Raw genomic sequence first — 11,856 nt, 5'->3', positions numbered from 1 at the left:
CGAGCGTCAGATGATCGAGAAGCGGCAAGCATCAACGGTCCTGCTGAGGGCCGCTGTGGCATAGGACCGTCTCCACGCTTTGAGGGGATTGACACGCCTGACCTCGCACTCGTCACCACCGCCACCCGCAGCCGGGAGACGTGGAAGCTGATGGTCTCCGAGCTTCCGCAGCGTCCCCGCAGCGTCTATGACGAGCGGCTGTATGAGGCCAGCTTGGGCATGCTCCTCGCTGTGATGAACGAGACCCCCGACGAGGTCAGCGACCTTCTGGTGCTGGGCGGCAACCCCGGCATCCATGCCGCGGCCGACGCTCTGGCCGGCGAGGCTGATGGTGACTTGCTGGCCAGGATGAACCGCTCCAGCTTCCCCACCTCCGCGATCGCGGTCCTGACCTTCAACGGGTCCTGGAAGGCAGTGGAGCACGGGGTGGCAAAGCTGGTCGCTTTCTGGGCCCCATAGGCCTAACCGGCGAGCGCCGCCCGCCAGCGACCTGACCCCCGGGCATAAGAGGGGGCCGTGCCACATCGAAAAACGGTTTGCATATTCGTCAGCAACAGCAAGGCTGGCTTCCCGGGCGGGACGCCGAATGGCAGGCATGGCGGGCATCGTGCCCCGGACGCACCGGCCGCCCGCGAAAGAGAACTCCATCACCTTGACGGCACAGCTCAGAGCCCATTTGACCGCCGGTGACACGTTGGTTAACGGCACCCCGGGTTGTGCCGGACCTGTTCAGCAGACGCGTGGCGTGGCGACTTTCGAACCCCGCCGGGGAGTGGTCGCGGTCACAGCGTGGCGGGCGCGCCGGCCGGGCAGCACCAGTGCGCCCTGGGTCACCAGCATGAACCGTTCCAGCCCTGGTACCAGGACCTTCACCACGGTGACTCCGCCCGGCAGGTCGGCCACGATGCGCTGGTAGGGGTGATGCCCAGCGGCGGTGAGCCGGTCTACCAAAACCCGCAGCTGATCGACCGGATGGCCCGCCGGTGTCGTGTCGGGCGGAGTGTAGGGCACGAGTCGGGCCTCGGACAGGTGGCTGGTCAGGTCGAAGCGGCCGCAGGCCAGCAGCGGCTGGTACGGCGACAGCGGCGACAGGTCGGCGAACCCGGCGTGATCGCCGACGAGGATGCCCTGTACGAACTCGGTCAGCGCCCGCCAGGCGGCGTAGTGCGCGTTCAGCGAGACGCCGGTGCCCCGCCGGTGCCGGCCTTCGGGGCCTGGAACGGCGTAGGCCATCCGGGCGGGCACGCCCAGATCTGTGGTGATGTCGAGCAGATGTACCGGCTGGCCGGCCAGCCGCTCGGCCAGGGCGTGGGCGGCGGCCAGATCCGCCGGCAGCGTGGCCGTATCCACCACGGTTGGCCGATATCCTCGCCCCAGGAAGGCGCGTGTCAGCAGCAGGGAGAAGGCGTCGCGTTCGATGACCTCGTTCAGCGCGTGCAGGCCGGCCTCTGCCGCGCCCACGCCGATCGCCGAGCCGCTGTTGCAGCTGTAGCGGGCCAGCACGGGCAGGTAGTCGTAGGTGTCGCCGACGGCCCGGCGGGCGGGGGCGCCGTCCCGGTCGACATACCAGGGGTCGGTCAGGAACAGGGGCACCGGCACCTGGCCGCCCGCTGTCTCGGCGGTCTGGGACCGACCGGCCATGGGGGCGAAGGCGTGGCAGGCCAACTGTTGCCCGGCCAGGCCGGACAGCACCGGCATGACCACATCGTCGGCCAGCACGTCCTGAGCCAGTGCGGCCGCAGGCCACAAGGACACCGCCGGGGGGTTGAACGCGCCTGGTCCGGAGAAGTGATGTTCCATCGCCTCGAACATGGCGCCGACACGGGCCTCCTGCCGGTGGCCCTTGCCGCAGCCGACGCCCTCGGGGACCGGTGCCCCGGACGAGGCGTGTAGCAGGCACCGCCACGCGGTCGGGTCGGTGTCCGGGCTCAGACAGCTCAGCGTGGCGTGCAGGCCGAGGGAGTCCAGGGCGGTCATGGCCCGCTGTTCGGCCTCGGCCAGCGAGACGGTACGCTCCACGTCCGACGGTGGCCGGAGGGCTGCCACCGGGGACAGGCCAGCACCATCGGGGACGTCACTAGTGCTCTCGGTTGTGGCGTTCATGGTGTGGCTGCGCCCTTTCCTGTCGAAAGGCGGGGGCGCGCTACTCCCGCACCCCCGCGCCATGTCCCTACTGGATCTCGGCCATGGCCGCAGCCAGGAAATCCTGCAGGTCCCGACGCTCCTCGATCGTCAGTTCCTGCTGTGCGTCCTTGCTGACGTACATGTCATAGTGTCCCATGATTCACCCCTTTTCGTGTCCGAACGGTCACTATGCGTATACCTGCGGGGGTTGGTGGGGTAACTTCTGCCGGGGGCAAGAAAGCCGTAACGATCATCCCCTGCCAGGGAGTGGCTCGGCCTGGGGTCGGCCAGTTCGCCTGACGTTCTTTATCAGATCATTGCGCTCTGACCTGCGATGACATGTCATGAAGCCTGAATAGGCATCCGGGGCCAGGGAAAGATCATGAACGTGTTGGACATCATCGGCGCCGGACTGCCTCGCACCGGAACCTCCTCGATGCAAGCGGCATTGCAGCGGCTGGGGTTCGCCCCCTGCTACCACATGATGGAAATCTTCCGCCATCCCGATCATGTTCCGCGATGGCTGGCGGTGGCCGCAGGCAAGGTCACCACCCGTCGCGACTGGGATCAGGTCTTCGCCGGCTATCGGGCCACCCAGGACTGGCCGGCCAGCCATTACTGGCGTGAACTGGCCGATACCTATCCGCAGGCCAAGGTCGTCCTGACCGTGCGGGAGCCGGATGCCTGGTATCGGAGCATTCGCATGCTGTTCTCGCTAGAGCCCGACAACCTGCGACTTGAGGACCTGCCGCAGCCGGTACGCGAGGTGTTGACCGAAAAGATGCGGCTGCATCCGCTGCTGGAGTCGATTCAGCAGGCTCTTTTCGGTCCGCAGCATCGCCGCGGCGCTGGCCTGCCGGACAAGGATCTCGTGGTGCGGGCCTTCCATCAGCACTGCGCCGCTGTGCGGGCTCACCTTCCGGCCGAGCGGCTGCTGGTCTTCGATGTCCGGCAAGGATGGGAGCCACTGTGCGCGTTCCTGGGCGTCCCTGTACCGGCCGGAGAACCGTTTCCCCATCTCAACGATGCCGCCTCGATGCAGGACCTGATACGACGGATGCTTGCCGGTGACCTGACCGGCACCGTGTTCCAGCCCGGCGACGGCTGACCGCGTATCAGGAAAGGGGCCGCCGGTTCGGGGCAGAGATTCGGAACCGATTCCGGCGGTGAGGCGGTTCCTCTGGGGTCAGCGGCTTCTGCCTCGGCACCAGCCCGAGCGTGGTCAACGGCGGAGCGCCCGGCACAGCCCCTGGGTGGACCGACGCGCTCTCCTAGCGGCGATGTGTTTGATTACTCCGGGTGATATTGATAGAGCTCTGCCATTACTACAAAGAGTATACGCTTCGTAACAATATGTGCATGGAGGTGTGCTGCCTCCAACCCGAGGCAGCATTTTCAAGACCGTGCGTGGAGGTTCGATGAAACTCGTTCATGCTGGTCAGGCCGTAGTTCTCGCTGGTGCCTTTCTTGCTGGTCCGTTCACCCTGGCGGCGGCGAACGCCACCACCGCCGAAGCCCCGACGCAGCTTGGCGCCAAGTTCACCGCGAACATCGTCGCCCGTCACAGCGGCAAGTGCCTGGAGGTCTACGGCGCCAGCACGGCTGACGGAGCCAAAGTCGACCAGTGGACCTGCCACAACCAGCCCTACATGGAATGGCGTCTGGCCTAGGTATCAGGTCGGACGCTGAGCGTTCTATCGGCAACAGAGATCAGGGCGATCGCAAAGCCGTGCCTGAACGGCATCCAGGCGTTCGGCGGCCTGGCAGTGGGCCTGAGCCAGCAGGGCTGTCACTTCCTGGTGGACCCGCTCGACCTCGGCGTGCCCCTGCTCCAGCGCGGGCCAGTGCGTCTGCGCGTTCCCGGTCGATTTTCCATCACCCCGCGGAGCCGGGGCCGCCTGTCGCGTCGATGATCTGTCCCGGAGCCTCCGTTAACGGCATTGTTGCCCTGCTGGTCAGCCTGACATGTCTCTTCATGTCAGGCGGAACATCCCCCACCAACAATTACAACTCATTGTAATCAGATAATTACGATTCGTAGTGTCATTGGTGTCCGACCGGGGTGACTTCGGCGAATCCCCGGTTTCCGCGCGAAGGAGGACATCGTGCCTGACAACCCCACCACCCCCCTCGTCCGCACCGCAGCACCGATCCAGACCGCCGCCATCTGGGGCTCCGACCGTTTCCTGGTCACCACTCCCGACGTCTGGGTGGACCTGCCCAACGCGACGATCCCCCAGTCGGTAGGCCAGGGCACCCAGAGTTTCGGCGCGTTGTTCGTAGCTGTCTTCTCCGCCGAATCCCTGGTCAAGGTCCAAGGCGACAACGGCGCCTGCTTCCTGGACATCACCTTCGGCGGCCAGGACCCTCACCCGATCGACAACAACCACCGTTTCGACTCCTCCATCGACGGCGGCACCGAATGGAGGAGTCTCACCACAACACGGATCATGGAGGTCCCTCCGACCATCCCCGTAGTCAACGCGACCGCTCAGGTCCGGCTGATGTACAAGGCCGGGGGTGGCGCTCTCGTCGAATGCGGGCTACAGAACTGGGTACTCACGATCTTCCGATACGCCTAGATCCCAGCCCGTTCACCGCGGCGCTCGCCGAGCTGGTCACCCTTCAGGCGGAGCGGTTCTACAACAACGGCGGCTTCGTCATCCTGCCGAAGTGGGCCGACATCCTGGACCGGCACTTCCCAGCCGCCGACCGATAGCTCAGTCCTGGCGCCGGCGGCGGACACGCAAGGACACCTTCCCGCCCGGTGCGTGGCCGGCTACTAATGGTGTGTGAGGCATCTGTACTGGGACCTCGGAGAAACCGGGGCCGGCGCCTGCTTCGAGGTGGACTGGCGCGGCTCGACCGCCCGGGTCTGCCTCATGGACAGCGAGGAATACCAGGCGTACCTCGATGAGGAGGCCTACCAGTACCACGGCGGCTTCTACGACTACAGCCCCCTCACCCTGCAGGTGCCCTACGACGACTACTGGTACCTGATCGTCGACAGCTACGACCGGGTCAAGAACGTCACCGTCGCCCAGCTCTTCGACGACTGACCGGTGATCTGAGCGCGGCCTGGCGGGCGGCGGCCGGGACCGGCCAGCGAGCCGCACGCCCGGCCGGCCGATCCGCCGGGCCGCGCTCTTGATCCTCATAAGAGGAATTCGGCAACACCGTGTTGGTGAGAAACGGCAGCGCTCGATGGCCGGTGGTGAAGCACGAATGACCGGGCGGCGATCGGCCCCAGCCCTCCACGGCGCGGGCCGAAGTCTGCCGATCGGCCACCCTCAGCCCCGAATCTTTCGGCAATTCGCCGTCAGCAGTCGTCGTCCTGGTGCTCGTTCTTGTCGGCCTGTGACTGTGCTTCGCGGTCCAGACCGTCGCGCGCGCTGGGGCAGTCCGGGTGTGTGGCGGCCGCGGACTGCACCCGTGCGGCGGCTTCCTTGTCCCATGGCGTGTGTTTGGTCATGCCGTCCGGCTACCCGAAGGCCTTCGGCGACGGGTCGGGTTCGAGTAACCCGGACGTCAAAGATGCATGGGTACATCGCGGCATCGCGGCCGATCTTGTACGTGAATCAGCGCGCGCTTACTGACGTACCGGAACCGTCGCGGCCGCGGAGCGGTCGCCTTGATCCTGTGGAGAAAAGTTGCATTCGATCATGGCCAGTCGGCTGTCCTACTTCGGTTGATGCTTGACACCCGAGCTTCGGTTGATGCTTTACACCCCTTCGGCTGACCTGCGTTCCTGGGTGATCGGTGACGATCACGTGGGAGGCCGGGTTGGCGCTGGTGGAGTTGAGCGTCATGGAGCAGCGGTATCGCGCTGTGCTGGAAGTAGAGGCGGGCTGTCCGGTGGTCGAGGTCGCCGAGCGGCATGGGGTGTCGAGGCAGTCGGTGCATGCGTGGGTGCGCCGATATCGAGCCAGCGGGCTGGCGGGGTTGGCTGATCGGTCGCATCGGCCAGCGGAGTGTCCGCATCAGACGGCGGGTGCGGTGGAGGCGCTGGTGTGTGAGCTGCGCCGATCTCATCCGCGGTGGGGTCCGCAGCGGCTGGCTTACGAACTGGAGCAGCGCGATGTGGTGCCGGTGCCGTCGCTGGTCACCCTGTATCGGATCTTGGTGCGGAACGGGCTGGTCGTGCCGGGTGCGCGGCGTCGGCCGCGTTCGTCGTATGCGCGCTGGCAGCGTGAGGTGCCGATGGAGTTATGGCAGCTGGACATCATGGGCGGTGCTTACGCGGTCTCCGCCCTGCACCGGCGCACCAACGGAACGCTCGACGCCATTCTCGTCGACGGCGGCCACAACGTGACGCTGGACGTTTCGAGCCTGCGCCTGCTGGCCCGCGCCGAACAGCCCTGCGGCAACCACCACACCCCCGGTCCGTGCCACCGGTGCGAGAATGCCGTCAAGCCGGTCACGGCGCAGTGCGACGTCTACCGCCCGGGCGATACTTGCAAAGCTCCGGCCACCATGACGCTGCGGTGGACCGACCCGTGCGGCTCGCATACTGCGCACCGCTGCCACGAGCACGGCACCCGCGACTGCACGATCACCATCACCGCGACGCCGGTGCCCGCCGGCACCAGCGCCTACGAGCGGAGCTTGAAGCGCTCCCCTGTGGCAGTGTGCCGCGGATGTGGGCACTCCATCAGCCACATCGACGGAGAGTGGATCTCCGGGCCCGTCACCGCGTGCCCCGGACTCGAGCACGGACCGCACCAGCCGGCGGTCATCCGGAGGGAAGCCCATCTGGCCTCCGACGCCCGGCCCTGCCGTCGCAGCGAGCCGCACGATCTCACCCGCTGCTGAGTTCGGCAGCGGGTGTTGTTGGATGCGGACAACTGGCTGTGGCTGCTGTTCAGTGCAGCAGAGGCAATCGACGAATTCACGTAGGCACCACAGGCGCACGGCCGCTACGAGCCCCACTACAACACGGCGGTTATGGATCGGAGCTGCGGTGCGGAGGGCCGCGCGACGGTCCGTGAGCGTCGCTATGCGGAGGCTCTCAGGGGCTCGAGGGCGGTCAGGATGAGGTCAAGGCCGAAGACGAACTCCTCCGCCGGGTCGAAGCCGGCAGCGACGAGCGCCGCGGCGGACTCGTTGAGGTAGGGGAACTCGTCAGGAGGAAGCTGGGGCAGGTAGGCGTCCTCGATCACGTCCGCGAACTCATCGGCGGTGTCGAACGGCAGGCTGGCTTCCTGCAGGGCGAAACCGTAGACATAGCTGTCGAGCAACCAGTTGGCGTGCGTCGCCATCAAGACCGAGAAGCCAGCCTGCCGCAGGCAAGCGGTGACCGCTTCGTGGTGCCGGAGGTTCGCGGGCCCCGGCGATGTCCGCGATTCCATCAGGCCGTTCGCCCACGGGTGGCGTGCGAGAACCTGTCGGGCGGATACCGCACGCCGTCGCATCGCCGACTGCCAGTCGGTCCCTTCGGGTGGGAGTTCGATCTCCTCGAACACGATGTCGACCATGGCGTCCAGCAACTCCTCCTTGCTCGCCACGTAGTGATAGAGCGACATCGCGCCCGCGCCGAGCGTGCCAGCCAGCCGGCGCATGCTCAGTCCGTCGACCCCCTCGCGGTCGGCCAGCCGGATCGCCTCGACGACCACTCGCTGCTTGCTCAGCCCCGCGTCTGACGCGATCTGGCGTTGCTCTCTCACAGACACGGGTCTCCTCGCTCGCTCGAACGGCTTGACAATAGTACAGCGTACGCCCATAGTACAGCGTACGACGTACGGTGTACGAGCTGCCGAGAGACGCGGTTCGGATGAGGGGGCTTCTGTGGGAATCGAACAGCGATCGAATGCCGGAGCAGGCCTGGTGCGGGGGCGAGTCGGGCCGAGGCGGCGATGATGCGGGCCGCCGTCCAGCGCCGCTACGGCCCGCCCTCAGTGCTTAAGTCGTCCGAGGTCGGGGTACCGCTGCCCGGTCGAGGCGATGTGCTCGTCCAGGTGGGCGCGGCCTCGGTGCATCCTGGCGACTACTTCGTCATGACGGGTGAGCCGTACGTGGTGCGCCTGGTGTTCGGGCTCCGCCGGCCGCGCCACGGCATCCCTGGCAGGGACCTCGCTGGCGTGGTGGCAGCGGTCGGGAAGGATGTCACCGCTCTCCGCCCCGGCGACGAGGTGTTCGGCTGGAGCACCGCTGGAACGCTCGCGGAGTACGCCTGCGTCCCGGCGGACAACCTCGTGTCCGTGCCTGCCAACCTGTCGGTCGTGGACGCGGCAGCGGTGCCCACGTCGGCCATGGCGGCGTTGCAGGCATTGCGTGAGATCGCGAACGTTCGACCGGGCCAGACGGTGCTGGTCACGGGCGCGTCGGGCGGTGTGGGCTCGTTCGCGGTCCAGATCGCCAAGGCGTTCGGCGCCGAGGTGACAGGTGTGTGCAGCACCCGCAACGTCGACTTGGTCCGGTCGCTCGGTGCCGACCACGTCGTTGACTACACGGAGACCGACTTCACCGGCACCGAGAAGCGCTACGACGTCATCCTCGACAACGTGGAAGCCCAGCCCCTGGCGGCTGTCCGCCGAGCGCTGACGCCCACCGGCACCCTCATCCCCAACAGCGGACGCGGCGGCCGCTGGCTCGGCCCCCTCGGTCGGATCGTCAAAGCGCGCGTGCTGTCCGGGTTCACCCGTCAGCAGCTGAAGCCCTTCACATCGGTCGGGAAGCGTCAGGACCTGCTCACCCTGGCCGACCTGCTCACGAGCGGGCAGGTCACGCCCGCCATCGACCGCACGTACCCCCTCGACGAAGCAGCCGACGCCCTCCGCTACATCGCGGCCGGCCACACCAGAGGGAAGGTCGTCGTGACCATCTGACGACCGGACCGACGAGAACGACCCAACCCGTGCGTACGCCCAGACCTGCCGCCACTCTGGCGGAGGGCCCGCTCCTCGAGAAAGAAGAATCGATGGCTATCCGAACGAAAACCCTGAACCTGCTCGACAACCCGCCGATCCCCGTGCAGGTCAAGCTCACCGCCGCATGGACCAGCTTCATGTTCCTCTACATCTACGTCGACTACTTCCACCTCTACAAGCCCGGCTCCATCGACGACATGCTGGCTGGCGTCGTCTTCGAGTTCGACATCACCCCGACGCTGTTGACCATGATGCTCGCGTCCGTGGCGATCCCGGCCCTGATGGTGATGCTCTCCATGACGCTGCCCGCCCGGGTGAACCGCGCCACGAACCTCGTCGTTGCATCGCTCTGCATCCCCTACTCGGCGGTCAACGCGGTAGGGGAGTCCTGGGACTGGGCCTCCTTCTACGGCCTCTCCATCGGAATCGAGGTGCTGCTCCTGGCCTTCATCCTGCGCTCCGCCTGGACATGGCCTCGAACCCCCGCCGTCCCAGCCGGTCCCGCGACGACCGACTTTCGACAGGACCTTCGACAGTAGGTATCCGTGTAAAGCCCTTCAGCGAGTGGAAGTTGCCGGTGCAGGACCGCCGGGTGAATCGGTGTTGCGGGCTCGCTTAAGGCGGGCGATGGCGCCGAGGCCGGGGAGCATCTCACCGTCGAGGATCCGCCCGATCGTGGGGTGGCTGATGCCAGCGGACACCGCCAACCCACGGGCGGTGACGGATCGGGTCAGGAGGCTGGTCCCGACGCGGCGGTCCCGGTGTCACCGCTCGGCCCCGCGCCCCTCAGTTGGTCGGGTCTCCCCTGGCGCAGGGCCAGCGCCAGGACGGCCGCGAGCCCGGCGAGGACACCGCTGACCGCCAGGTCGGTGCCGTGCCCGGCGACCAGGTTGAGTCCGGTGCCGAGCGCGATGGCGCCGGACACCCCCGCCCAGCCGGTCAGCGCGACCACCTGCTCCGGCCCTCTCGACCACGGCATCCTCGCGCCCACGACGCCGGTGAGCACCGCGTGCGGGCAGACGAGTGTCATCTTCGCAGGTGACAGGAAGCTCGTCGGGTCGGCGTCGCTGGCGGGCGCCCCGCTCAGGGTGTACGCCACGACGGCGCCGGCCAGGAGCACCCCCGCCGCCGCCACCACCCACGTCAGCCCCGGCGCCTCGCGGGCGCTCCTGCGCAGCACCGCCGGTCGACGTGCCGGGTCGGGGCGCTAGGCCGGCTGGACGGTAAGAGACAGGATCAGAGCAGCAGGACGTCGCCGCGGCGTTGGAGTTGTTCGGAACCCGAGTGTTGTCCTCGGTCGCTTTCAAGACCGGCGGACTGCGGCTGGTCTTCGACAGCGGCCTGCACCTCAACGTCGAGCCCCGCCCGGATTTCGAGGCGTGGAGCGTGACATCTCCGGGAATGACTGCAACTGCTCCAGTTGCTCGGCCGTGAACATCTTCTGCGACACGAGACCCACTCCACACACGAACCAGGACAGACGGTCCGAACGTAGCGGCAGTGCCTCCAGAGACGATCATCGACCCCTACCTAACCCCAGCTCAGGGCCATATCCGACGGAAATTCCTACAGGACTACCTGGACCCCCGGACACGGGAGCTCGCAGTGCGGAACGTCCGCGCAAGCGTCGTATTCGGATGGCCGTTCGATTCCTGCTCGGGCAGGATTCCTCCTGTGCAACATGCTCTCCTCGGGCTGGCCGAGAACACGGCGCTACCGCCCGAACTGATCGATCAGCTCATCGCGACTGCGGACGCGGACGTCGCCGAGGCCGTGGCCTGCCGGTCGGATCTCAGCCGCGTGCAGTTAGCCGCACTGTCACGCTTCGAGGGAGCCGCCATACGACTCGCCCACCGAAGGGCGGCTCACAGCCGACGACGTCGATCCGGTAGCCCAGCCACGTGTCGCACTCGCCCTCCTCGAAGAACGTTCCGGCAGGCCGGAGTGGGCAAGACTTCTCGCTGCCGATCCTCTGGTGGAGACGCGGGAGAAGCTGGCGGCCTGCCCCGGCCTGCCACACGATGTGATGCAGACACTCGGCTCCGACCCCGATGTCCGGGTGGTCGCTGAGCTCGCGCTGTGGGCGCCCGCGGACATCGCTGGCGAGCTTGCGGCGCATTCGCATGCCGATGTTCGGGTCCGGAGTACGCCAGAAACACACCGCGTGGCGTAGATGCCTGGCGTCAGCGCTTGCGCCGGCGGGCCGCGGGGTCGTGCTCGGCGGTGATGCGGGCGGAGGTCTCTTCGCCCAGCCGGACGTAGCGGCCGAGGCTGGACAGGTGCTGGTGGCGGGACTTGGCCTGCAGTTCAGGGGCAGTGCGGCCGGCCTGGGCCAGATGCTGCAGCGCTGAGTGGCGCAGTTGGTGCAGGGTCCAGCCGTCCCTGTGCGGGTCGAGGCCGGCGGAGGCGGTCTTGAACAGGTATTCGGCGCGCGGGTAGGACAGCCGACCGCGACCGGTGATGGGGCAGATGTCGGCGGCCGCGGGCGCGCGCCTGCCTGAGGTGGGGGCGCGGCGGCCGGCGAGGAAGACCGGCCCGGCGGTGCGGCCCTTGAGCAGGCGGGGCAGCAGCCGGGCGGTGGCGGTGGCCCAGCGCACGTACTCGATGGCACCGCCCTTGGAACGGACGCGGGCGCGGCGGTACTCAAGGTCGAGGTCTTCGATGTTGAGAGACAGGATCTCTTCTGCGCGCGCCGCTGTTTCGTAGAGCATCCGCCACAGGACTCGTTCGCGCAGTGCGTGCTGGTCGTCGGTGAACAGCGCCTCCAGCCGGGTGTAGGACGACGCTGAAGGTGTCCACGTAGGCGACATTCGCGCTGTCTATATGGACGACAAGGAAGACCCCGCCAGGCTGGTGCCGGACGGGG

The 11,856-nt window shown here is 67.3% G+C and carries 12 protein-coding genes and 2 pseudogenes; 9 read left to right on the top strand and 5 right to left on the bottom strand.

The features are described 5' to 3' along the window. The coding region (locus ACIBI9_RS67290) for a SixA phosphatase family protein (RefSeq protein ID WP_397239492.1) at nt 1-459 on the top strand (459 nt) is incomplete at its 5' end. Nucleotides 460-729: 270 nt separating this feature from the next. On the opposite strand, the gene ACIBI9_RS67285 is transcribed toward ACIBI9_RS67290, so the two are convergent. Next, nucleotides 730-2,046 carry a YcaO-like family protein gene (locus ACIBI9_RS67285; RefSeq protein WP_397239490.1) on the bottom strand — a complete coding sequence of 439 codons (1,317 nt, stop codon included), beginning with the start codon at nt 2,044-2,046 and terminating at the stop codon, nt 730-732. A 460-nt stretch (nt 2,047-2,506) separates the two neighbouring features. Here ACIBI9_RS67285 and ACIBI9_RS67280 point away from each other — a divergent pair, with 460 nt between their 5' ends. From ACIBI9_RS67280 to ACIBI9_RS67265, 4 genes are all read left to right on the top strand, one after another. After that, a complete protein-coding gene (locus ACIBI9_RS67280) occupies nt 2,507-3,232 on the top strand; it encodes a sulfotransferase family protein (RefSeq protein ID WP_397239488.1) in 726 nt (241 codons plus the stop codon). 310 nt (nt 3,233-3,542) lie between these two features. Then, on the top strand, nt 3,543-3,794 hold the full coding sequence (locus ACIBI9_RS67275) for an RICIN domain-containing protein (RefSeq protein WP_397239486.1): 252 nt from the start codon (nt 3,543-3,545) through the stop codon (nt 3,792-3,794). A gap of 435 nt (nt 3,795-4,229) precedes the next feature. Then, entirely contained in the window at nt 4,230-4,706 is a 477-nt protein-coding gene (locus ACIBI9_RS67270) for a hypothetical protein (protein ID WP_397239484.1), read from the top strand. A gap of 210 nt (nt 4,707-4,916) precedes the next feature. Next, nucleotides 4,917-5,183 (top strand): DUF1883 domain-containing protein, encoded by a 267-nt coding sequence (locus tag ACIBI9_RS67265; protein WP_397239482.1) that lies wholly within the window; start codon nt 4,917-4,919, stop codon nt 5,181-5,183. A 260-nt stretch (nt 5,184-5,443) separates the two neighbouring features. Here ACIBI9_RS67265 and ACIBI9_RS67260 read toward each other — a convergent pair whose 3' ends face one another. Beyond that, entirely contained in the window at nt 5,444-5,596 is a 153-nt protein-coding gene (locus tag ACIBI9_RS67260; protein WP_397239480.1) for a hypothetical protein, read from the bottom strand. Between the two features lie 326 nt (nt 5,597-5,922). On the opposite strand from ACIBI9_RS67260, the pseudogene ACIBI9_RS67255 reads away from it, so the two are divergent. After that, nucleotides 5,923-6,357, top strand: a pseudogene (locus tag ACIBI9_RS67255) (helix-turn-helix domain-containing protein); the annotation flags it as partial. A 761-nt stretch (nt 6,358-7,118) separates the two neighbouring features. Here the strand turns inward: ACIBI9_RS67255 and ACIBI9_RS67250 are convergent. Continuing rightward, complete coding sequence (locus ACIBI9_RS67250) at nt 7,119-7,787, bottom strand: TetR/AcrR family transcriptional regulator (protein ID WP_397239478.1); 669 nt, start codon at nt 7,785-7,787, stop codon at nt 7,119-7,121. Between the two features lie 279 nt (nt 7,788-8,066). Here ACIBI9_RS67250 and ACIBI9_RS67245 point away from each other — a divergent pair, with 279 nt between their 5' ends. Together ACIBI9_RS67245 and ACIBI9_RS67240 are read left to right on the top strand one after the other, a co-directional pair. Next, nucleotides 8,067-8,948: an NAD(P)-dependent alcohol dehydrogenase gene (locus tag ACIBI9_RS67245; RefSeq protein WP_397239476.1), complete on the top strand. Its 882-nt coding sequence runs from the start codon at nt 8,067-8,069 to the stop codon at nt 8,946-8,948. Between the two features lie 92 nt (nt 8,949-9,040). Beyond that, entirely contained in the window at nt 9,041-9,529 is a 489-nt protein-coding gene (locus ACIBI9_RS67240; RefSeq protein WP_397239474.1) for a DUF6326 family protein, read from the top strand. A 191-nt stretch (nt 9,530-9,720) separates the two neighbouring features. On the opposite strand, the gene ACIBI9_RS67235 is transcribed toward ACIBI9_RS67240, so the two are convergent. Further along, nucleotides 9,721-10,170 carry a hypothetical protein gene (locus ACIBI9_RS67235; protein WP_397239472.1) on the bottom strand — a complete coding sequence of 150 codons (450 nt, stop codon included), beginning with the start codon at nt 10,168-10,170 and terminating at the stop codon, nt 9,721-9,723. A gap of 68 nt (nt 10,171-10,238) precedes the next feature. On the opposite strand from ACIBI9_RS67235, the pseudogene ACIBI9_RS67230 reads away from it, so the two are divergent. After that, nucleotides 10,239-10,424: pseudogene (locus ACIBI9_RS67230) on the top strand (DUF6188 family protein); the annotation flags it as partial. Between the two features lie 749 nt (nt 10,425-11,173). Here ACIBI9_RS67230 and ACIBI9_RS67225 read toward each other — a convergent pair. After that, entirely contained in the window at nt 11,174-11,800 is a 627-nt protein-coding gene (locus tag ACIBI9_RS67225) for a tyrosine-type recombinase/integrase (protein WP_397239470.1), read from the bottom strand. Between the last annotated feature and the right edge of the window lie 56 nt (nt 11,801-11,856).

This window comes from Nonomuraea sp. NPDC050451 (assembly GCF_044458585.1).
The sequence above is the reverse complement of the archived record's forward strand: the minus strand, read 5'-3'. Positions and strand labels throughout refer to the sequence as shown.

Coding starts and splice junctions, on each gene's coding strand:
- ACIBI9_RS67240 (WP_397239474.1), top strand. CDS start 9,041: ATGGCTATCCGAACGAAAACCCTGAACCTGCTCGACAACCCGCCGATC.
- ACIBI9_RS67280 (WP_397239488.1), top strand. CDS start 2,507: ATGAACGTGTTGGACATCATCGGCGCCGGACTGCCTCGCACCGGAACC.
- ACIBI9_RS67275 (WP_397239486.1), top strand. CDS start 3,543: ATGAAACTCGTTCATGCTGGTCAGGCCGTAGTTCTCGCTGGTGCCTTT.
- ACIBI9_RS67225 (WP_397239470.1), bottom strand. CDS start 11,800: ATGTCGCCTACGTGGACACCTTCAGCGTCGTCCTACACCCGGCTGGAG.
- ACIBI9_RS67260 (WP_397239480.1), bottom strand. CDS start 5,596: ATGACCAAACACACGCCATGGGACAAGGAAGCCGCCGCACGGGTGCAG.